This window comes from Ideonella sp., from assembly GCF_041287625.1.
Lineage (GTDB): Bacteria > Pseudomonadota > Gammaproteobacteria > Burkholderiales > Burkholderiaceae_C > Ideonella.
Genome location: NZ_JBGGNH010000031.1, coordinates 192,162 through 210,480, shown reverse-complemented (window position 1 = coordinate 210,480; position 18,319 = coordinate 192,162). Strand labels below are relative to the sequence as shown.

General features: G+C 67.9%; 21 protein-coding genes. 13 read left to right on the top strand and 8 right to left on the bottom strand.

Features of this window, described 5'->3' with window-relative positions; genetic code table 11:
* Window positions 1-45: 45 nt before the first annotated feature.
* From ACAH41_RS12945 to ACAH41_RS12930, 4 genes are all read right to left on the bottom strand, one after another.
* Window positions 46-1,038 (bottom strand): ABC transporter permease, encoded by a 993-nt coding sequence (locus ACAH41_RS12945; RefSeq protein WP_325651311.1) that lies wholly within the window; start codon window positions 1,036-1,038, stop codon window positions 46-48.
* Between the two features lies 1 nt (window position 1,039).
* The gene (locus ACAH41_RS12940) at window positions 1,040-2,527 is read right to left on the bottom strand and encodes a sugar ABC transporter ATP-binding protein (RefSeq protein WP_325651309.1); all 1,488 of its coding nucleotides are present in this window, start codon (window positions 2,525-2,527) and stop codon (window positions 1,040-1,042) included.
* A gap of 120 nt (window positions 2,528-2,647) precedes the next feature.
* The gene (locus ACAH41_RS12935; RefSeq protein WP_325651307.1) at window positions 2,648-3,841 is read right to left on the bottom strand and encodes an ROK family protein; all 1,194 of its coding nucleotides are present in this window, start codon (window positions 3,839-3,841) and stop codon (window positions 2,648-2,650) included.
* A gap of 29 nt (window positions 3,842-3,870) precedes the next feature.
* Window positions 3,871-4,503, bottom strand: a complete 633-nt coding sequence (locus tag ACAH41_RS12930; RefSeq protein ID WP_325651305.1) for a TetR/AcrR family transcriptional regulator — start codon at window positions 4,501-4,503, stop codon at window positions 3,871-3,873.
* Window positions 4,504-4,637: 134 nt separating this feature from the next.
* On the opposite strand from ACAH41_RS12930, the gene ACAH41_RS12925 reads away from it, so the two are divergent.
* Complete coding sequence (locus ACAH41_RS12925) at window positions 4,638-4,985, top strand: darcynin family protein (RefSeq protein ID WP_325651303.1); 348 nt, start codon at window positions 4,638-4,640, stop codon at window positions 4,983-4,985.
* Window positions 4,986-4,993: 8 nt separating this feature from the next.
* On the opposite strand, the gene ACAH41_RS12920 is transcribed toward ACAH41_RS12925, so the two are convergent.
* Window positions 4,994-5,677, bottom strand: a complete 684-nt coding sequence (locus tag ACAH41_RS12920) for a hypothetical protein (RefSeq protein WP_325651301.1) — start codon at window positions 5,675-5,677, stop codon at window positions 4,994-4,996.
* Window positions 5,678-5,940: 263 nt separating this feature from the next.
* On the opposite strand from ACAH41_RS12920, the gene ACAH41_RS12915 reads away from it, so the two are divergent.
* Together ACAH41_RS12915 and ACAH41_RS12910 are read left to right on the top strand one after the other, a co-directional pair.
* Window positions 5,941-6,375, top strand: a complete 435-nt coding sequence (locus ACAH41_RS12915; RefSeq protein WP_325651299.1) for an MbcA/ParS/Xre antitoxin family protein — start codon at window positions 5,941-5,943, stop codon at window positions 6,373-6,375.
* Window positions 6,372-7,094 (top strand): RES family NAD+ phosphorylase, encoded by a 723-nt coding sequence (locus ACAH41_RS12910; protein WP_325651297.1) that lies wholly within the window; start codon window positions 6,372-6,374, stop codon window positions 7,092-7,094. The genes ACAH41_RS12915 and ACAH41_RS12910 overlap by 4 nt, the downstream gene beginning before the upstream one ends.
* 16 nt (window positions 7,095-7,110) lie before the next feature.
* On the opposite strand, the gene ACAH41_RS12905 is transcribed toward ACAH41_RS12910, so the two are convergent.
* A complete protein-coding gene (locus tag ACAH41_RS12905; protein WP_325651295.1) occupies window positions 7,111-7,989 on the bottom strand; it encodes an MBL fold metallo-hydrolase in 879 nt (292 codons plus the stop codon).
* 100 nt (window positions 7,990-8,089) lie between these two features.
* Between ACAH41_RS12905 and ACAH41_RS12900 the strand changes: the two genes are divergently transcribed.
* The 10 genes from ACAH41_RS12900 (at window position 8,090) to ACAH41_RS12855 (ending at window position 14,804) form a co-directional block, all read left to right on the top strand.
* Window positions 8,090-8,407, top strand: coding sequence for a metalloregulator ArsR/SmtB family transcription factor (locus ACAH41_RS12900; protein WP_325651293.1), 318 nt, complete (start codon window positions 8,090-8,092; stop codon window positions 8,405-8,407).
* Between the two features lie 5 nt (window positions 8,408-8,412).
* A complete protein-coding gene (locus tag ACAH41_RS12895; RefSeq protein WP_325651291.1) occupies window positions 8,413-8,847 on the top strand; it encodes a YeeE/YedE family protein in 435 nt (144 codons plus the stop codon).
* Window positions 8,844-9,284: a YeeE/YedE family protein gene (locus ACAH41_RS12890; protein ID WP_325651289.1), complete on the top strand. Its 441-nt coding sequence runs from the start codon at window positions 8,844-8,846 to the stop codon at window positions 9,282-9,284. The genes ACAH41_RS12895 and ACAH41_RS12890 overlap by 4 nt, the downstream gene beginning before the upstream one ends.
* A gap of 40 nt (window positions 9,285-9,324) precedes the next feature.
* Window positions 9,325-9,612 carry a YlcI/YnfO family protein gene (locus ACAH41_RS12885; RefSeq protein ID WP_325651287.1) on the top strand — a complete coding sequence of 96 codons (288 nt, stop codon included), beginning with the start codon at window positions 9,325-9,327 and terminating at the stop codon, window positions 9,610-9,612.
* The gene (locus tag ACAH41_RS12880; protein WP_325651285.1) at window positions 9,609-9,938 is read left to right on the top strand and encodes a type II toxin-antitoxin system RelE/ParE family toxin; all 330 of its coding nucleotides are present in this window, start codon (window positions 9,609-9,611) and stop codon (window positions 9,936-9,938) included. Before ACAH41_RS12885 ends, ACAH41_RS12880 begins: the two co-directional genes overlap by 4 nt.
* 130 nt (window positions 9,939-10,068) lie before the next feature.
* A complete protein-coding gene (locus tag ACAH41_RS12875) occupies window positions 10,069-10,836 on the top strand; it encodes an ABC transporter ATP-binding protein (protein ID WP_325651283.1) in 768 nt (255 codons plus the stop codon).
* 1 nt (window position 10,837) lies between these two features.
* On the top strand, window positions 10,838-11,545 hold the full coding sequence (locus tag ACAH41_RS12870; RefSeq protein WP_370538320.1) for an ABC transporter ATP-binding protein: 708 nt from the start codon (window positions 10,838-10,840) through the stop codon (window positions 11,543-11,545).
* Between the two features lie 47 nt (window positions 11,546-11,592).
* On the top strand, window positions 11,593-12,795 hold the full coding sequence (locus ACAH41_RS12865; RefSeq protein ID WP_325651280.1) for an ABC transporter substrate-binding protein: 1,203 nt from the start codon (window positions 11,593-11,595) through the stop codon (window positions 12,793-12,795).
* A gap of 114 nt (window positions 12,796-12,909) precedes the next feature.
* Window positions 12,910-13,794 carry a branched-chain amino acid ABC transporter permease gene (locus ACAH41_RS12860; protein WP_325651278.1) on the top strand — a complete coding sequence of 295 codons (885 nt, stop codon included), beginning with the start codon at window positions 12,910-12,912 and terminating at the stop codon, window positions 13,792-13,794.
* Between the two features lie 11 nt (window positions 13,795-13,805).
* Complete coding sequence (locus ACAH41_RS12855; protein ID WP_370538319.1) at window positions 13,806-14,804, top strand: branched-chain amino acid ABC transporter permease; 999 nt, start codon at window positions 13,806-13,808, stop codon at window positions 14,802-14,804.
* Between the two features lie 137 nt (window positions 14,805-14,941).
* On the opposite strand, the gene ACAH41_RS12850 is transcribed toward ACAH41_RS12855, so the two are convergent.
* Together ACAH41_RS12850 and ACAH41_RS12845 are read right to left on the bottom strand one after the other, a co-directional pair.
* Window positions 14,942-16,060 (bottom strand): XdhC family protein, encoded by a 1,119-nt coding sequence (locus ACAH41_RS12850; protein WP_325651274.1) that lies wholly within the window; start codon window positions 16,058-16,060, stop codon window positions 14,942-14,944.
* A gap of 8 nt (window positions 16,061-16,068) precedes the next feature.
* Window positions 16,069-18,309, bottom strand: a complete 2,241-nt coding sequence (locus ACAH41_RS12845) for a xanthine dehydrogenase family protein molybdopterin-binding subunit (RefSeq protein WP_325651272.1) — start codon at window positions 18,307-18,309, stop codon at window positions 16,069-16,071.
* Window positions 18,310-18,319: the final 10 nt, after the last annotated feature.

Sequence of the window (18,319 nt, the reverse complement as noted above, 5' to 3'; positions counted from 1 at the left end):
TTCTAGTGGCCGCCGAAGGGAACGACGAAAGAGGTGCCTGTGTGTCTACGGCCGGCGCCGCTGCGTGAACGCGACCGCGATGATCACGAAGCCCTGCACGGCGGCGTTCAGGTACACACTGATGATGTTGGTCAGGTTCAGGATGTTGCCGATCACCGAGAGCAGCACCGCACCAATCACGGTGCCGGCCACGCTGCCCGCGCCGCCACGCAGCGCGGTGCCGCCAACGATGACCGCGGCAATGGCTTCCAGCTCCCACAGCAGCCCGGTGGTGGGCGAGGCCGAACCCAGGCGCGGCACGTACAGCAGCGTGGCCATGCCCACACACACGCCCAGCAGCATGTAGGTCAACACCTTGATGCGGTCCACGTTCACCGCGGCGTAGCGGGCCACCTGTTCGTTCGAGCCGATGGCCTGCACGTAGCGGCCGAAGGCGCTGTGGTTCAGGATCAGGCTGCCGATGAGCGCGACCACGCCGAAGACCCAGACCGGAATCGGCACGCCCAGCACGCTGGCGTAGTAGACGGGGCTGTAGACATCGGACAGCGCGTTGTCCAGCGTGATGGCGCCGCCGTCGGCGAAGTAGGTGAGGTAGGCGCGGAAGATGCCCAGCGTGCCCAGCGTGACGATGAAGGGCTCGATGCGGCCGCGCGTGATGAGCAGCCCGTGCGCCAGCCCGAAGCCCGCGCCCAGCACGACCGCGAACACCATGCCCGCGCCCACGCTGGCCAGCGGCGACCAGCCCCTGGCGGCCAGCGCGTTCATCAGCAGGATCATGCAGCCGGCGATCAGCGCGGCCATCGAGCCGACCGACAGGTCGATGCCGCCCGAGATGATGACAAAGCACATGCCCACCGCGATGATGCCGATGAAGGCGGTGCGGGTCAGCACGTTCATCGCGTTGTCCAGCGAGGCGAAATCGCTGTTCAACAGCGTGCCGGCAATGCACAGCAGCACCAGGCCCAGCACCGGGCCGATGCTGCGCAAGGTGTGCCAGTGGGTGCGCCAGTCGTTCGCCGGGTTGCTGGCTGCGGTCATTTCAGTGCGTGCCGGTTGCATGGGCGATCAAGGCCTCTTCGCTCAGGCGCTCGGCCTGCAAGGTGGTGGTGAGCCGGCCGGCGCGCATCACCGCCACGCGGTGGCACAGGCCGATCAACTCGATCAGTTCGGACGAGATGACGATCACGCCGCAGCCCTGCGCGGCGAGCTGATGGATCAGCAGGTACAGGTCGCGCTTGGCGCCCACGTCCACGCCGCGCGTCGGCTCGTCCAGCACGACGACCTTCGGGCCGGGCTGCAGCACCTTGGCCAGTGCCAGCTTCTGCTGGTTGCCGCCGGACAGCGACGAGGCGCGCAGCGACAGCGAGCCGGTGCGGATGCCAAAGGCGCGCACTGCCTCGGCCAGTGCCTGGCGCTCCTGGTCCTTGCGCAGCCAGGGTTTGGCGTACTGGCGCAGGTTCATCAGCGTCAGGTTCTCGGCCAAGCCCATGGCCACGTGCAGGCCCTTGCCCTTGCGGTCTTCGCTGAGGTAGGTGAGGCCCAGGTCGGCGGCTTCGCGTGGATTGCGGACGGTCACGGTTTTGCCGTCGATCTCGATGCGTCCGGTGCTGCTGCTGCGCAGGCCCAGCAGTCCTTCGAACAGCTCGGTGCGGCCGGCGCCCACCAGCCCGGCGAAACCCAGGATCTCGCCCGCGCGTACCTCGAAGCTGGCCTGCTCTGCCCAGCCGGGCACCGTGAGGTCCTGCACGCGCAGCCGCACTGGCGCATCGGCCGGCGGCAGCTGCTTGGCCGGGAACAGGTCCGACAGTTCGCGGCCGACCATCAGGTTGGCCATTTGCGCGCGGCTCAGCGTGTGGGTCGCCGCGCGGGTGATGAAGCGCCCGTCACGCATCACGATCACGTCGTCGGTGATGCGCTCGACCTCGTCGAGCTTGTGCGAGATGTAGAGAATGGTGGTCCCGCCAGCCTTGAGCTGGGCCATCAGCGCGAACAGCCGCTCGGTCTCGCCAGGCGTCAGCGTGGCGGTCGGCTCATCCATGATCAGCAGGCGGGCGTTGCGCGCCAGTGCCTTGGCAATCTCGACCAGCTGCTTCTCGGCGACGATCAGCTGGCGCAGCCGGGTGTCCGGGTCGCGGTCCAGGCCCACGCGCTGCAGCACGGCCGCGGCTTCGCGCCGCATCGCCGCGTCGTCCAGCCAGCCGCCGCGCTTTTTCTTCTCGTGGCCGAGGAAGATGTTCTGTGCAATCGTCAGGTCCTCGGCCAGGTTGAATTCCTGGTGGATCAGCACGATGCCGGCCGCTTCCGCGTCCCGCGAGTTGGCAAAGCGCACCGGCTGCCCGTCCAGGCACAGCTGGCCGGACGTGGCCGTCTCGTAGCCGGCGGCAATCTTCATCAGCGTCGACTTGCCCGCGCCGTTTTCGCCCAGCAGGCCGTAGATGCGCCCCGCGTCCAGCGAAAAGCTGACCCCGTGCAGCACCTGCACCGGGCCAAACGCCTTCACGACGTCCTGAAACGAAAGCGCCAGCATGGGTCTCCTCGCACCGGTCTGAAGCCAGCGCTTTTGATGCGGCCGATGCTAGGAGCCCAGCTTCGGCCCAGCAAGACCGAAGTTAGACCAAATTCGGGTCGAAGTTGGCCGGAGCCAGGTTCAGGCCAGCAGGGGACGCAGGCGTTCCTGCATCGCCAGCGCCGCCGCGCCGATCAGCCCGGCGCGCTCGCCCAGTGGCGTGTACTGGATCTCCAGGTGGCGCGTGGAGAGCGCCAGCGAGCGGTGGTAGACACTTTGGCGCACGGCGGCGAGGAACAGCGGGCCGATGCGCTGGATGCCGCCGCCGATGAAGACGTGGGATGGGTTGTAGAAATTGACCACCGAAGCCAGCATCTGGCCGATCAGCGCGCCGGAGCGCTGCACGATGGCGTGCGCCGCAGCGTCACCCGCGCGGCTGGCCAGCGCCACGTCCTGCAGCCGCAGCGGCTTGCCGCTTTCCAGGGCCTTGGCGAGCGCTGGACTCTTGCCGGCTTGCGCCGCTTCGGTGGCGGCACGCACCATCGCCGGGCCGGCGGCCATGGTTTCGACGCAGCCCAGGTTGCCGCAGTGGCAGCGCGGGCCGTTCGGGTCCACGCAGATGTGGCCCACGTCGCCGGCCGAGCCGTTGGCGCCGCGGTAGACCTGGCCGTGGCAGACGATGCCGCAGCCCACGCCGGTGCCGACCTTCACCACCAGGAAATTCGGCAGCGAGCGGCCCAGCCGCCACAGCTCGCCCAGCGCCATCACGTTGACGTCGTTGTCGACGAACACCGGCGCGCTGAAGTCGGCCTTCAGGTCCTCGCGGATCGGATAGCCGTCCCACTCGGGCATCAGCGGTGCATTGACCAGCTGCCCCAGCCCGAAGTCCACCGGCCCCGGCACGCCGATGCCGATGGCGATCACGTCCGCCGCCTTGGCGCCGCACTGCTGCAGCAGCTGCTTCATCAGCGTGCGGATGCGGGCCAGCAGCAGTGCCGGGCCGTCGCGCACATTGGCCGGTTCGCTGTGGTGTGCCAGCAGCGTCAGGTCCGGCGCCAGCACGCCGACTTCCACGCCGGTGGCGCCCATCGCGACCGAGATCAACACACCCAGCCGACGGCTCAGCCGCAGCGTCTGGGCGCGCCGGCCACCGGTGGCGACCTGCTCTTCGGTCGTCTCGATCACGCCCTGCGCCAGCAGCCCGGCGACTGCCGCATTGGTGCGGCTTTTCGAGAACGCCGCCTGGCCGGACAGCGCGTCACGCGACAGCCCGCTCGACCAGAAGATGTGGTCGAGCAGGGCGGTTTCGTTGCGGGAGAGCTGCCAGCGTTGCATCGGGCGCCGATGATAGCCAGCGGCCCGGTTCAGCCGGTGGTGGGTGGCGAGCTGAGGTAGAGCCGCGTCATGCGCACGATTTCGTGGGTCGCGGTTTTCAGCGACACGCCGCTGGGCCGGGTGGCGACCACGGCGTGCACCAGCGCGTGCAGCGCGTGCATCAGCATGTAGACCGCCAGGCGCAGGTTCGGCACGCGCACCTGGTCCGGGTAGCGCTCGAGCAGGCGGCCCATCTGCTCGGCGATGCGGGCCTCGGTTTCCTCGTGGCTGCTGAGCATGTCCAGCCCGGCGAGCTGGGTTTCCAGCACGCGGTGCAGCCCGGCTTCCACGCGATGGGCCTCGACCACGCCCTCGATGATGTGCTGCAGCGCGGCGTCGAACGGCAGGTGTTCGGACGCGGCGAAAGCGCGGTCCATCACCTCGTCCATCTGGCGCGAATGGCGGTCGTGCAGTGCGGTGATCAGTGCGTCCTTGTTCGGGAAGTACTGGTACAGCGAGCCGACGCTGACGCCAGCCCGCTCAGCCACCAGGTTGGTGTTGGCGGCGGCATAACCGCGCTCGATCAAAACGCGAGCCGCAGCGTCCAGGATGGCTTCGACGGTGGCCTGCGAGCGCGCCTGGCGCGGTGCTTTGCGCGGGGAAACGGCGGTTTTCATCGGCATGCACGGCGGGCGGAAAATGCGAGTTGGAAAAGCGAGCAGGAACTCGCATAGTGTGGGGCTGGGCCGAGCCGGCGTCAACACGATTGGCGGCCGTGCCGGCCTCGAACATGAACCAACCCGCACCCGGACCCGACATGCCTGCCCGCCCCTACACCTTGTTCATGCTGCTGAAGGCCTCGGCCCGTTGGCTGGCGCTGGAGGCCGAAGAGCGGCATGCCCTGGCCGACGACGCGATGGCCGAGATCTACAACCGCTTCCCTTCGGTGCGGCTGCGCTTCTTCAATGCCGGCGCCTTCCATGGGCGCTGCTCGGACGTGCTGGTCTGGCACACCACCGACCTGCCGGAGTACCGCGCCGCGGCCGACACGCTGCGCGCCAATCCTTTTCTTTCCGAACAGCATTTCGACGTGCTGGACGTGATCCCCAGCGTGCCGGACGACTGGCGCGAATACGAGTGGGACGGCGGCCAGGCCTGGGCCTGATCGGCGCCTCAGTTCTTCTTCTCGCGCGTCAGCACCACCAGCGGCACGACGATGGGCGACAGCACGACGGTGTAGAGCAGCAGCACGCCGTCGGTCGCCACGGTGACCGGGGTGGACAGGGTGCCGGCCACGCGGTCACCGGTGGATTGCTCGGCCGTCACCTCGATCACGTAGCGCTGGTTCAGCTTCGCGGTGGCGCGGGCGCTGACCAGCGTGCTTTGCAGGTAGCGCTGGCCGACCAGCTCGCCGCGCAGCACATGGGCTTCGGGGTTCGCCGGGTCCACGCCGCGGATGAAGCCCATGTTGCGCGCAGCGTCCTGCTCGGCAGGGGTGATCAGGTTGTCGATCTGCAGCGTGTAGTGGCCGCGGATCTTGCCCTTGGCGTCCACGCGGAAGCTGGACAAATTGCCCTTGCTGCGCGCGTGCAGCGGCGAGGCCAGCAGGGCCTGCAGGCCGGGCGGGGCGTCGAAGATGTAGTGGTAGCCGCTGCCGATGACGACGATGTTCCTGCGGTCTTGCGAGATCAGCAGCGAGGAGATGGTTTCGGTGTAGCGCACGACGCTGGCGCCGCTGTCGGGCGGTGGTGCCGGGGTGGCAGCTGCTGGCTTGGGCGGATCGCCTGCGCAGCCGGCGAGGGTGGTGCCCAGGCAGGCGGCGGCGCCCAGGGTCAGGCGTCTGCGGGTCGGGTACATCGAGGCGGTCTCCTGCGTGCGGGGGGCGCCAAAAGCGTACCAGAGCAAAACGGCGCGGCTCTGGCTTGGCGTGGCCCCGGCTGCGGCCGGTCAACAATCCGGCGCGTCGCTGCGCGTTCCGGCCAAATGCCCGCCTGTGTCTGGCCGACCTCCGACGATTCAGCCGCTGACGGAGGCGGGGAATAGGTTCATAAATGAACCACAGTTGCATTATGGTTCATTGATGAACTATGCTGCGCTCATTGCCTTTGCATTGAGCGCCCATGCCTGCCAAGAACACCGTCGCTTCGATCGCCCAATCCCCCGCTGCTTTGCCGGCTGTCGATTCACCCGCCACCGCGGCCGCGGTGCTGGCGGTGTTCTTCCGCATCTCGGCCGAATGGGGCCTGAGCCCGGCCGAGGAGCAGGTGCTGCTGGGCGTGGGCAAGACGACGCTGTTCGCCTGGAAGGCCGGCCGCGTCAAGGCCGGGCTGGACGCGGTGGTGCTGGAGCGGCTGAGCTATCTGCTGCGCATCTACTCGGCGCTGGAAATCCTGCTGCCGGTGCCCGAGCGGGCAAGGGCCTGGCTGAAGAAGCCCAACAGCGCGCCGCTGTTTGGCGGCGGCACGGCCTTGCAGCGCTTGCTGGCTGGCCAGGTGGGGGACTTGATGCTGGTGGCGCAGTACCTGGACGCGCAACGCGGCGGAGACTTCTCGTGATCGACGCCAGCCATCCGGCGCTGGCCGCGCTGGGCTGGAACCCCTGCTACCGGCTGATCCCCAGCCGCTTCCCGCCGGTCAGCCTGTTCGACCGCGTGGCCCGGCCCGAGGAGCTGGACGCCGTGTTTGCGGTGCAGGCGCTGACCAACCCGCGGCTGCGGCAGGAAGTGGGCGACATCCAGCTGGTGGCGCCAGAAGACCGCGTGAGCGGCGACGGCAGCACGCCGGTGATGGCCGCGTTCTGCCACCTGAACCCGGGAGGCAGCCGCTTCTCCGACGGCAGCTGGGGCGCCTACTACGCGGCCGATTCGCTGGACGCCGCCGTCGCCGAGGTCTGCCACCACCGCACGCGTTTCCTGCAGGCCACGCAGGAGCCGGCCGTGGAGCTGGACCTGCGCTGCTACGTGGCCGATGTGGTGCAGCCGCTGCACGACCTGCGCACCGTCGCCTTTGATGCCGTGCACGACCCCGACAGCTACACCGCTTCGCAGGCCTTGGCGCGGCGGCTGCGCGCCGAAGGCAGCTGGGGCCTCGCCTACCGCAGCGTGCGCTTCGAGGGCGGCGCTTGCGTGGCGCTGCTGCGTCCCAAGGCGCTGGCGCTGCCGGTGCGGCAAGGGCCGCACATTGCGCTGCAGTGGGACGGCGAGCGCATTGCGAACTGGTACCGCAAGTCCGAGCTGCGCAGCCTGGCGCCGGTACCGGTGTTGCCGGAGGATTGAGCGAGGACTGGGCCGGTCAAGCGCCCAATGCGTCCAGCGGCAGTTGCAGGTAGCGCAGGCCGTTGGCTGCCGGTGCGGGCAGTTGGCCAGCGCGGATGTTGACTTGCAGGGACGGCAGGATCAGCACCGGCACCTCCAGCGTGGCGTCCCGGGCCTGGCGCAGCGCAACGAACTCCGCCTCGCTGCGGCCGCCGCCCACGTGCAGGTTGTGCGCCCGCTGCTCGGCGACGCTGGTCTGCCAGCGCGGTTCGCGGTTGGTCGGTGGGTAATCGTGGCAGACGAACAGCCGGGTCTGGGCCGGCAGCGCGAGCAAGCGCTGGATGGAACGGTAGAGCTGGGTCGCATCGCCGCCGGGGAAGTCGGCCCGCGCGGTGCCGACGTCGGGCATGAACAAGGTGTCGCCGACGAACACCGCATCGTCGATCTGGAAGGCGATGTCAGCCGGCGTGTGGCCCGGCACGGCCAGCGCGCGGGCGGCCATCTCGCCCACCGCGAAAGCTTCGTCGTCCTCGAACAGGTGGTCGAAGTCGAGGCCGTCGGGCTGGAAGTCCGGCCCCAGATTGAACAGCGGCGCAAAAGCGGCCTGCACCTGGCGGATGGCCGCGCCAATGGCAATGCGCCCGCCCACTTGCGCCCGCACCCAGGGCGCGGCCGATAGATGGTCGGCATGGGCGTGGGTTTCCAAGACCCAGTCCACCTGCAGCGCCTGCGCCTGCACCCAGTCCACCAGCGCCTGGGCCGAGCGCGTGCCGGTGCGGCCGGACTTGGCGTCGAAATCCAGCACCGGGTCCACCACGGCCGCGCGGCGGGTGGCCGGGTCGTGCACCACGTACGAGACGGTGGCAGTGGCCGGATCGAAGAAGGCTTGCACGACGGGCGATGCGGAATTGGACATGCGGCGGCTCCTGAATAATTTACAAAGAAATGATATATTGAAAAGAATAATGAGTGCCGACGCAGTGGTTTGCGCTGGCTCAAACCCGGGTGAATTCGTGATGTCCGTCGTGTCCCGCATCGATCCCCAGCGCCTGCGCGGTGCCGCGGCCGAAGCCGTGGCCGCCCTGAAGGTGCTGGGCAACGAAGACCGGCTGCTGCTGCTGTGCGAGCTGTCGCAGGGCGAGCGCAGCGTCAGCGAACTGGAGGCGCGGCTGGGCATTCGCCAGCCCACGCTGTCGCAGCAACTGGGCGTGCTGCGGGCTGAAGGCGTGGTCAGCACGCGGCGCGATGGCAAGCGCATCCACTACCAGGTGGCCGATGCGCGGCTGCTGGAAATCCTGGCGGTGCTGTACCGCCTCTACTGTCCCAAGGAGTGAGCCTCATGCACATCGACTGGTCCGCCTTCACGCCCTGGTCCGCGCTGGCCGGAGGCGCCTTGATCGGCCTGGCCGCTGCTGCCATGGCCTTGCTGCTGGGCCGCGTGGCCGGCATCAGCGGCATCCTCGGCGGCCTGCTGCGCCCGGCGCCGGGCGAGAGCCGCTGGCGGCTGGCCTTCCTGATCGGGCTGTTGCTTGCGCCCTGGCTGGCGCGCTGGGCTGGCGAAATGCCGGCGCTGAAGATTGAAGCCTCCAGCGGGCTGCTGATCGTGGCCGGCCTGCTGGTGGGCGTGGGCACGCGCTACGGTGCGGGCTGCACCAGTGGCCACGGGGTCTGCGGGCTGTCGCGGCTCTCGGGCCGTTCGCTGGTGGCCACGCTGGTCTTCATGGCCGCGGGTTTCGTCACCGTCGCGCTGATGCGGCACGGGGGTGTGCTGTGAACCGCCTCCGCATCCTGCTGGCAGCGCTGGCATCCGGCCTGGTCTTTGGCCTGGGCCTGATCCTCTCCGGCATGGTGCAGCCGGCCAAGGTGCTGGGTTTCCTGGACCTGCTGGGCGCCTGGGACCCTTCGCTGGCGCTGGTGATGGGCGGTGCCATCGCAGTGGGCCTGCCCACCTTTGCCTGGGCCAGGCGCCGCCAGGGCAGGCAACAGGCCAGCCTGCTGGGCGAGCCGATGCGCCTGCCCGAGGCGCGCCAGATCGACCGTCGCCTGGTGCTGGGCAGCCTGCTGTTCGGCGTCGGCTGGGGCCTGGCAGGCCTGTGCCCGGGGCCGGCACTGGTGGCGCTGGGCGCGGGCAGCGGGCCTGCGGCGCTGTTCGTGCTGGCGATGCTGGCGGGGATGGGGCTTTTCGAGTGGCTGGAAATGCGGCGTCCTTGAGGTGTGTGGCGTGTCGCGCATTTGCGATACAGTGCGAATCATGAAGACCGCCACCATTCCCTCTGTCCGCGTCGAGCCCGAATTCCGCGCCGAAGTCGAGGCGGTGCTGGGAAAGGGTGAGACCTTGACCGAGTTTGTCGAAGCGGCGCTGCGCGCCAGCGTGGAGCGCCGCCGCCTGCAATCCGAGTTCATCGCCCGTGGCCTGCGCTCGCGCGACGAAGCGCGCCGCACCGGCGACTATGTCTCCGCCGAGGTGGTGCTGGACGGGCTGCAACGCAAGCTCGACGCGGCACGCGCCAAGGCCAAGGCTGCCAAGACCAGCAAGTGAGTTTTTCCGTCCGCCTGACGCGCGAGGCCGAGGCGGACCTCGGGCGCCTGTTCGATTTTGTGCTTGAGCGTGAACTGGCGCGCGAGCTGGCAGGGGAGGGCGGCGACCTTGCACTGGCTGAGCGCGCACTGTCGGCCATCAGTGCGGGGATTGAAACGCTGAAATCCTCTCCGTTCACCTGCCGCAAGGCGGGCCGCGACCCGTTCTTGCGGGAACTGGTGGTCTCGTTCGCGCACACCGGCTACGTGGTGCTCTTCGACATCGAAGACGCGGTGAGCGTCGTGGTGGTGGCGGTGCGCCACCAACTCGAAGACGACTACCACTGACCCAACGGGTCGCGCGGGTTGTCCCGATCCGTGGCAACCCTTGCGTAATCTCGCGTCTTACAACTTGCATCCAAGTTGCATAACCTCCGGGCTGCTCTACAAGAGACACAACCGCAGGAGAGAGGCATCCGTGGATTGCATTCTGGAAACGCGCCAGCTCACCAAAGAATTCAAAGGCTTTGTCGCCGTCAACAAGGTGGACCTGAAGGTCCGCCGCGGCAGCATCCATGCGCTGATCGGCCCCAATGGCGCCGGCAAGACCACCTGCTTCAACCTGCTGACCAAGTTCCTCGCGCCCACCTCGGGCACGATCCTGTTCGATGGCGAGGACATCACCAGGGAGAGCCCGGTGCGCATCGCGCGCCGCGGCGTGATCCGTTCGTTCCAGATCTCTGCCGTGTTCCCGCACCTCACCGTGCTGGAAAACGTGCGCGTGGCGCTGCAGCGCCAGCTGTCCAGCTCATACCACTTCTGGCGCTCTGAAAGCTCGCTCTCCGACCTCAATGACCGCGCGATGCACCTGCTGCGCGAGGTCGACCTGGAGCGCTTTGCCGCGCTGGAAGCGGTGGAACTGAGCTACGGCCGCAAGCGGGCGCTGGAGATTGCCACCACGCTGGCCATGGCGCCCAAGCTGATGCTGCTGGACGAGCCCACGCAGGGCATGGGCCTGGAAGATGTGGACCGCATCCGCGCGTTGATCAAGAAGGTCGCGGCGGACCGCACGGTGCTGATGGTGGAGCACAACATGAGCGTGGTCTCCAGCATCGCCGACACCATCACGGTGCTGCAGCGGGGTGCCACGCTGGCCGAGGGCCCATACGAGGTCGTCTCGAAGAATCCGGCCGTGATCGAGGCGTACATGGGCTCGACCCAGACCGAACTTGTGGGCGCGCACTGAGATGAGCACGACGCCTTTCCTTGAAATTCGCGGCCTGCAGGGCTGGTACGGCGAGTCGCATGTGCTGCATGGCGTGGACTTCCATGTCGACGAGGGCGAGGTCGTCACCTTGCTGGGCCGCAACGGCGCCGGCCGTACGAGCACGCTGCGCGCCATCATGGGTTTGATGGGTAGCCGCAAGGGCTCGATCAAGGTCAAGGGCATCGAGACCATGGGCATGGCCACGCACCGCATTGCGCGGCTGGGCGTGGGCTATTGCCCGGAGGAGCGCGGCATCTTCTCCAGCCTGTCGACCGAAGAGAACCTGATGCTGCCGCCCACATTGGCAGAGGGCGGCATGAGCGTGCCGCAGATCTACGAGATGTTCCCGAACCTGAAGGAGCGCGCCGGCAGCCAGGGCACGCGGCTCTCGGGCGGCGAACAGCAGATGCTGGCGGTCGCGCGCATCCTGCGCACCGGCGCCAAGCTGCTGCTGCTCGACGAGATCTCCGAAGGCCTGGCGCCGGTCATCGTGCAGAAGCTGGCCGAGATGGTCACCTCGCTGCGCCGCCAGGGCTACACCATCGTGATGGTGGAACAGAACTTCCGCTTCGCCGCGCCGCTGGCCGACCGCTTCATGGTCATGGAGCACGGCCAGGTGATCCAGTCCTTCACGCAGGCCGAGCTGCCCTCGCGCCTCGAACGTTTGCACGAATACCTGGGCGTCTGACCCAGCACATGTTCCATCCATTTCTCACGGAGTCACAGGAGACCAAGATGAAGAAGATCAAAACCATCACTGCCGCAGCCGCTTCGCTCTTTGCACTGGGCGCCGCACAGGCCCAGGTGTCGGGCGACGTGATCAAGATCGGCTTCATCACCGACATGTCGGGCCTGTACTCCGACATCGACGGCCCGGCAGGTGCGGAAGCCATTCGCATGGCGATCGCCGACGCGGGCGGCATGGTGGCCGGCAAGAAGATTGAGCTGCTGGTGGCCGACCATCAGAACAAGGCCGACGTGGCCGGCGCCAAGGCCCGCGAGTGGTTCGACCAGCAGGGCGTGGACATGCTGATCGGTGGCACCAATTCCGGCACCAGCCTGGCGATGGCCAAGGTCGCGGCCGAGAAGAAGAAGCCGTTCATCGCCGTGGGCGCTGGCTCCTCGGCGCTGACCAACGAACAGTGCACGCCTTACACCGTGCACTGGGCCTACGACACGATGGCGCTGGCCAAGGGTACCGGCGGCGCCGTGGTGCGCGCCGGCGGCAAGAGCTGGTACTTCCTCACGGCCGACTATGCCTTTGGCGCCGCGCTGCAGAACGACACCAGCAACGTCGTGAAGGCCGCAGGCGGCTCGGTCGTCGGCTCCGTCAAGCACCCGCTGTCGGCCAGTGACTTCTCATCCTTCCTCCTGCAAGCCCAAGGCAGCAAGGCGCAGATCCTCGGCCTGGCCAATGCCGGTGGCGACACCATCAACGCGATCAAGGCGGCGAATGAATTTGGCGTCACCAGCACGATGAAGCTGGCCGGCCTGCTGGTCTTCATCAACGACATCCATTCGCTGGGCCTGAAGATGACCCAGGGCATGTACCTGACCGACAGCTGGTACTGGAACAAGGACGCCGAAACCCGGGCCTGGAGCCGCAAGTTCTTCGAGAAGATCAAGCGCATGCCTTCGTCGCTGCAGGCGGCCGACTACTCGGTCGTGGCCAACTACCTGGCTGCCGTCAAGGCCACCGGCTCGGACGATGGCGACAAGGTGCTGGCCCAGCTGCGCAAGAGCCCCATCAACGACATGTTTGCCAAGGGCGGCACCATCCGCCCGGACGGCCGCATGGTGCACGACATGTACCTGATGCAGGTCAAGACGCCGGACAAGTCGGTCGAGCCCTGGGACTACTACAACGTGGTCGAGACCATCAAGGGCGACCAGGCCTTCACCACCAAGGCCGAATCCAAGTGCGCACTGTGGAAGTGACCCACCCCCGAGCGGCTACGCCGCTCCCCCTCAAGGGGGCGGCACCAGCGGACCGGCAGAGCCGGATCCGCGGCGCCCGCTTGGTTAACGACGTCTGATCCGCACGAGAAGTCGATGGAAATCTTTGGCGTTCCTCTTCAGGCCTTTTTAGGGCAGTTGCTGCTCGGGCTGGTCAACGGCTCGTTCTACGCCGTGCTCAGCCTGGGCCTGGCGGTCATCTTCGGCCTGCTGGGCATCGTCAACTTCGCCCATGGCGCGCTCTACATGATGGGCGCGTATATGGCGTGGCTGTTGATGGAGAAATTCCAGATCGGCTTCTGGTGGGCGTTGATCCTGGCGCCCATCGTCGTTGGCGCCATCGGCCTGGTGATCGAGCGCACGCTGCTCAAGCGGCTCTACAAGATCGACCCGATCTACGGCCTGCTGCTCACCTTCGGCCTGGCACTGATCGCCGAAGGCGTGTTCCGCGACCAGTTCGGCGTTTCGGGCCAGCAATATGCGGTACCTGAATTGCTGCGCGGCGCGACCAATCTCGGCTTCATGGTGCTGCCGAACTACCGCGCCTTCGTGGTGCTGGCCTCACTCATCATCTGCCTGGGCACCTGGTTCATCATCGAGCGCACCCGGCTCGGCGCCTACCTGCGCGCCGGCACCGAGAACCCGGCGCTGGTGCAGGCCTTCGGCGTCAACGTGCCGATGATGGTGGCGCTGACCTACGCCGCGGGCGCAGGCCTCGCGGCCGTGGCCGGCGTGCTGGCCGCGCCGGTGATCCAGATCACGCCGCTGATGGGCAGCAACCTGATCATCGTCGTCTTCGCGGTGGTGGTGATTGGCGGCATGGGCTCGATCATGGGCGCCATCCTCACCGGCCTGATGCTGGGCCTGGTGGAAGGCCTGACCAAGGTGTTCTATCCCGAGGCCTCGAACATCGTCGTGTTCGTCATCATGGCCATCATGCTGATGATCCGCCCGGCCGGCCTGTTCGGGAAAGAGAAGTGAGTGTGCCGCTGATGCAAGCCAAAATTCCTACGACCCGCAGCAGGACCTTCTCGCACGAGGTCTCGCGCTGGACGCCCGCGCGCCTGGCCTGGGGCCTGGGCCTGCTGTTGCTGGCCATCGCCCCGTTCATCGGCCTGTACCCGGTCTTCATGATGAAGGCCATGTGCTTCGCGATCTTTGCCTGCGCCTTCAACCTGCTGCTGGGTTTCACCGGCCTGCTGTCCTTCGGCCACGCCGCCTACCTGGGCAGCGCGGCCTATGCCACCGGCTGGCTGGTAACCAGTGCCGGCTGGCCGCCGGAGCTGGGCATCCTCGCCGGCATGGCGGTGGGCGCCGGCATCGGCCTGCTGGTCGGCCTGATCGCGATCCGCCGCCAAGGCATCTACTTCGCGATGATCACGCTGGCCATTGCGCAGATGATGTATTACATCTGCCCGCAGGCCCCGTTCACCGGCGGCGAAGACGGGCTGCAAGGCGTGCCACGCGGCAAGCTGCTGGGCCTGCTGCCGCTGGGCAACGACCTGGTGATGTACTTCTTCGTGCTGGCCGTTTTCATCGCCGTCTTCCTGTTCGTGCTGCGCGTGGTGCACTCGCCCTACGGCCAGGTGCTCAAGGCCATCCGCGAGAACGAACCCCGCGCCATCTCGCTGGGCTACGACGTGGACCGCTACAAGCTGCTCGCCTTCGTGCTGTCCAGCACCCTGGCCGGCCTGGCCGGCTCACTCAAGACCCTGGTGCTGGGCTTCGCCACCTTGTCCGATGTGCACTGGAGCCTGTCCGGCGAAGTCATCCTGATGACCTTGCTCGGCGGCATGGGCACCTTCGCCGGCCCCGTCGTCGGCGCCATCACCGTCATCGGCTTGCAGGACATGCTCGCCGACCGCGTCGGCTCCTGGGTCACCGTCATCATCGGCGCCACCTTCGTCGTCTGCGTCGTGGCCTTCCGCCGCGGCTTCGTGGGGGAGTTGCTGGCGTGGCAGCAGCGGCGAAAGGCCAAGGGTGGCGATTGAGGTTTTCAAAATTCGTGACATCGCCCCCGTTCGGGCTGAGCCTGTCGAAGCCAGCGCGGCACTCGACGCAAGCACTTCGACAGGCTCAGTGCGAACGGACCTAGAAGCGTCTCGAATAAGAGAAACCTCAATGGTCTTCAGGCTCGATCCTGAACTGCGGTTGAGGCCGCTTCATCGAGAAGTGCGGCCTGCGCCGAGCCTTCCTGCTGCAGCTTGCCCTGGGCCACCGGCAGCGCTGCCTGTTGCTCTTCGACAGGCGCCTTCGGCAGCAGCACGCCGTTCTTGGCGGCTACTACCTCGGCCATGATGGACAGGGCGATTTCGGCGGGGGTTTTGCTGCCGATGTAGAGGCCGGCGGGGCCGTGCAGGTGGGCGAGGGCGGTGTCTGGCAGGTCGAAGTGTTCGCGCAGGCGATCGCGGCGCTGGGTGCTGTTGCGGCGGGAGCCGATGGCGCCGACGTAGAAGGCTTCGGACTGCAGCGCGTCGATGAGGGCCAGGTCGTCGAGCTTGGGGTCGTGGGTGAGGGCGACGACGGCGGTGCGGGCGTCGGGCTTGAGGCGCAGCACCAGGTCGTCCGGCATTTCGTGGCTGAGGGTCACGCCGCTTGTCATGCCACTCAGGTGCCAACTGGCGCGCTGCTCTTCGCGCGGGTCGCAGACGATGACCTCGAAGCCCACGGTCAAGGCGATCTGGCTCATGTAGCGGGACAGGTCGCCTGCGCCGATCAGGATGAGCCGCGCTTTCGGGCCAAAGCAGGTGATGAGCTGCTGTGCGTCCAGCCGGGGCAGGCTGTCGCGCAGGCCTTCGCGCAGCGTCACCTCGCCGGTCTGCAGGTCCAGCACGCGCTCTGTGCCCTGGCGCTGCTCGCAGGCGAGCAGCAACTCGGCCAGCCGGCTGCGCGCGGTGACCGGCTCCAGCACCAGCTCCACGGTGCCGCCGCAGGGCAGGCCGAAGCGGTGCGCCTGGTCGGCCGAGATGCCGTAGCGCAGCACGGCGGGCACGTCGCTGGCGCATGCGGCCTGCACGCCGCCCTCGCGAATGCGCTGGACCAGGTCGTCCTCGATGCAGCCGCCAGACACCGAACCGACGGTTTCGCCACGCGCGTTGATGGCCATCAGCGAGCCCGGCGGCCTGGGAGAGGAACCCCAGGTCCTGGCCACGGTGACCAGCACCACGGCCAGCCCGGCGGACTGCCAGCCCAGCGCGCTGCGCAGCACCAGCGTGTCGAGGTCGTCGGTTGTGTGCTGTGGTTCCACCGGAGGGCTCAGGCCAGCTTGAAGGGCAGTTCGCGAATCGGCTTGCCGGTCAGCTTTGCCACGGCATTGGCAAACGCCGGGGCCAGCGGCGGCAGGCCGGGTTCGCCCATGCCGGTGGGCGGCTCGGCGCTGGGCACGATGTGCACGGCGATCTCGGGCATCTGCGTGATGCGCGGGACGACATAGTCCCCGAAGTTGCTTTGCTCGACCACGCCGTCCTTCAGCGTGATGGCCGCACCGGGCAGGCACATGGACAGGCCCATCAGCGCGGCGCCCTGGACCTGGGTTTCGATGGTGCGCGGGTTCACCGCCAGGTTGCAGTGCACGCCGGCCGTGGCCCGGTGCAGCACCGCCTGCCCGTCCTTGACCGAGGCCTCGACGACGTAGGCCACCACGGTCTGAAACGACTCATGCACCGCCACGCCCCAGGCGCGGCCGGCGGCGAGCTTCTTCTTGCCGTAGCCGCTCTTGTCCACCGCGAGCTGCAAGGCGGCCCGGTAGCGCGGGTGCTTGTCGCCAAATTGCTGCATGCGGTAGGCGACAGGATCCTGCTTGTTCGCGCGTGCAATCTCGTCGATCAGGGTCTCCATCACGAACGCCGTGTGGGTTGAACCCACGCTGCGCCACCAGAGGATGGGCACGTTGACCTTGGGATGGTGCGCGGTGAGGCGCATGGGCAGGTCGTAGGGCTCGCGCATGCCCTCCACGCCGGTCGCGTCAATGCCGTTCTTCACCATGAAAGCTTCAAACGGCGTGCCGGTGACGATGGACTGGCCGACGATCACATGGTCCCAGGCCAGCACCTTGCCCTGCGCATCCAGGCCGATGCTCGCGCGGTGCAACTGCGCCGGCCGATAGTAGCCACCGCGGATGTCGTCCTCGCGGCTCCACAGCGTGCGCACCGGTGCGTCCAGCCCCGCGCCGCGAGCGGCCTTGGCGATCACGCAGGCCTCGTAGACGTAGTCGCTGGTCGCAATCGCGCGCCGGCCGAAGCCGCCGCCGGCCATCTGCACGTTGACTTTGATCTGCTCGGGCTTGAAGCCCAGCACGCTGGCGGCCTTCATGCCGTCCAGGCCGGGCATCTGGCTGCCCACCCACAGCTCCGCGCCGTCCGCGCCAATGCGCACGGTGCAGTTCAGCGGTTCCATCGGCGCATGGGCGAGATACGGAAACGAGAACTCGGCCTCGATCTTCCTGGCCGCGCCGGCCAGCGGCGCCATGTCCGCTTCGTAGAAGTGCGGGCCGGGCTGGTTTGCCAGCTCGCGGTACTGCGCCAGCAGCTTGGTGCTGTCGACCTTCTCCACGCCATCGGTGTTCCAGGTCACCTTCAGGGCGTCCCGGCCCTGCTTGGCCGGCCAGTAGCCGTCGGCCACGATGGCCACGCCCTCGGCGCCGCGGTCCAGCGGTACCCGCAGCACCGCCTTCACGCCCTTGATGGCGCGCGCGGCGCTGTCGTCCAGCGTGGCGATCTTGGCGCCGAACACCGGCGGGCGCTGCACCACGGCCGTGAGCTGGCCGGGCAGGTGCATGTCAATGCCGTAGTCCTGGTGGCCGCTGCTCTTGGCCTTGGCGTCCAGGCGGGTGGTGGCTTGGCCGATCAGGCGGAAATTTTTCGGGTCCTTCAGCGTGACCTTCTCGGGCACCGGCTGCGCCATGGCCACCTGGGCCAGCTCGCCGTAGCCCAGCTTGCGCCCGTCCGGCGCAATGACTTCACCCGCGGCCGTGCGCAGGCTGGCCGGGTCCAGCTGCCAGCGCGCGGCGGCCGCGGCCACCAGCATGGCCCGGGCACGCGCGCCGAGTTCGCGGTATTGCGTGAAGCTGTTCTTGATCGAGTTCGAGCCGCCGGTCAGGTGCAGGCCCATCACCGGGTCGACGTAGGCGCCGTTGTTGCTGCCGTGGCGGCTGCTCACCTTGGCCCAGTCGGCGTCCAGTTCCTCGGCCAGGATCATCGGCAGCGCCGTCTGCACGCCCTGGCCGAAATCGAGCCGGTTGATGATCACGGTGACGGTGCCGTCGGTGGCGATCTCGACAAACGCCGAAGGCTGCTGGGTCGGCGACAGCGGCTTGGCGGCTGCGGCGTCGGCCTGCGCCAGTCCCAGGGTGGGAAAGGCGCCCAGCGCAAAGCCGCTGGCGCCTGCCAGCTTCAGGAAGCTGCGGCGCGGCAGCGTGGTGGGGGCGTCGGCCTGCTGGCGGTCGAGGATGGCCTGCAGCGCACGCGGCAGTTCATGGCGATGGGCTTCGGTCAGCATGTTGAATCCT

Coding starts and splice junctions, on each gene's coding strand:
- ACAH41_RS12935 (WP_325651307.1), bottom strand. CDS start 3,841: ATGCAACGCTGGCAGCTCTCCCGCAACGAAACCGCCCTGCTCGACCAC.
- ACAH41_RS12895 (WP_325651291.1), top strand. CDS start 8,413: ATGCACATCGACTGGTCCGCCTTCACGCCCTGGTCCGCGCTGGCCGGA.
- ACAH41_RS12900 (WP_325651293.1), top strand. CDS start 8,090: ATGTCCGTCGTGTCCCGCATCGATCCCCAGCGCCTGCGCGGTGCCGCG.
- ACAH41_RS12860 (WP_325651278.1), top strand. CDS start 12,910: ATGGAAATCTTTGGCGTTCCTCTTCAGGCCTTTTTAGGGCAGTTGCTG.
- ACAH41_RS12870 (WP_370538320.1), top strand. CDS start 10,838: ATGAGCACGACGCCTTTCCTTGAAATTCGCGGCCTGCAGGGCTGGTAC.
- ACAH41_RS12925 (WP_325651303.1), top strand. CDS start 4,638: ATGCCTGCCCGCCCCTACACCTTGTTCATGCTGCTGAAGGCCTCGGCC.
- ACAH41_RS12845 (WP_325651272.1), bottom strand. CDS start 18,309: ATGCTGACCGAAGCCCATCGCCATGAACTGCCGCGTGCGCTGCAGGCC.
- ACAH41_RS12855 (WP_370538319.1), top strand. CDS start 13,806: ATGCAAGCCAAAATTCCTACGACCCGCAGCAGGACCTTCTCGCACGAG.
- ACAH41_RS12945 (WP_325651311.1), bottom strand. CDS start 1,038: ATGACCGCAGCCAGCAACCCGGCGAACGACTGGCGCACCCACTGGCAC.
- ACAH41_RS12885 (WP_325651287.1), top strand. CDS start 9,325: ATGAAGACCGCCACCATTCCCTCTGTCCGCGTCGAGCCCGAATTCCGC.
- ACAH41_RS12920 (WP_325651301.1), bottom strand. CDS start 5,677: ATGTACCCGACCCGCAGACGCCTGACCCTGGGCGCCGCCGCCTGCCTG.
- ACAH41_RS12915 (WP_325651299.1), top strand. CDS start 5,941: ATGCCTGCCAAGAACACCGTCGCTTCGATCGCCCAATCCCCCGCTGCT.
- ACAH41_RS12930 (WP_325651305.1), bottom strand. CDS start 4,503: ATGCCGATGAAAACCGCCGTTTCCCCGCGCAAAGCACCGCGCCAGGCG.
- ACAH41_RS12865 (WP_325651280.1), top strand. CDS start 11,593: ATGAAGAAGATCAAAACCATCACTGCCGCAGCCGCTTCGCTCTTTGCA.
- ACAH41_RS12905 (WP_325651295.1), bottom strand. CDS start 7,989: ATGTCCAATTCCGCATCGCCCGTCGTGCAAGCCTTCTTCGATCCGGCC.
- ACAH41_RS12940 (WP_325651309.1), bottom strand. CDS start 2,527: ATGCTGGCGCTTTCGTTTCAGGACGTCGTGAAGGCGTTTGGCCCGGTG.